The organism is Mesorhizobium sp. M7A.T.Ca.US.000.02.2.1 (genome assembly GCF_003996995.1).
Classification (GTDB): Bacteria; Pseudomonadota; Alphaproteobacteria; order Rhizobiales; family Rhizobiaceae; genus Mesorhizobium.
In genome coordinates this window covers 1-691 of record NZ_RZTT01000858.1, presented here as the reverse complement: position 1 = coordinate 691, position 691 = coordinate 1, and the positions used below count along the sequence as shown (strand labels likewise).

At 62.8% G+C, this 691-nt stretch carries 1 protein-coding gene; it reads left to right on the top strand.

What is annotated here, in order from left to right; all coding sequences use genetic code 11:
- Window positions 1–421: hypothetical protein (locus EOD15_RS35135; protein ID WP_127409367.1), on the top strand; the 421-nt coding region annotated here is incomplete at its 5' end.
- Window positions 422–691 lie beyond the last annotated feature (270 nt).

The following is a 691-nucleotide window of genomic DNA, read 5'->3' as shown; positions in this document are numbered from 1 at the left end:
CCCGTCAGCACCGCGCTGGACATTGAAGGCGTGCACGCGCGTGCACGCCTTCAATGTCCAGCGCGGTGCTGACGGGTCGGGCTTCGGCAGTCCGGGCCTGCGTTGCATGACTTGCCATTTCTCCAGCAATTCCAGGGCATTGCACGGGCCGCCCGGGGCCGAGAACTGGCATCTGGCGCCAGCCGAGATGGCCTGGTTCGGCAAGTCCTCGGCCGAAATCTGCGCCCAGATCAAGGATCCCTTGCGCAACGGCAACCGCAGCTTGAAGGACATCGCGGTGCATGTTCGCGACGACAGACTGGTCGCCTGGGGCTGGGCGCCGGGATCGGGTCGTGAACCGGCTCCGGGCTCCGCCGAAGCGACCTATCAAGCGATCGAAAACTGGGCGGCGGCGGGCGCATCTTGCCCGGTGGCGCAATGATCTTGCAACTTTCAGACTATATTGCGGTGCAACTTTGATGTAGAAGCGCGCTTCGCCGATCACGGCAAATTGAACACGGCCCGGCGCGCACCCATATCGGCGACGCGCCCGCGTTATGAGGACGCTGGCCGAACCCGCAGTGGAAAAAACGACGATGAGAATCAGGTTTCACAAGCTTGCAGCCGTTGTTGTGCTCATTGGTTTCGCGGCGTGGATGGCGACAGGCGAGTTTTCGTCAGTCGGCAGCGTAGCCGCCAACAAAGCCAAGGC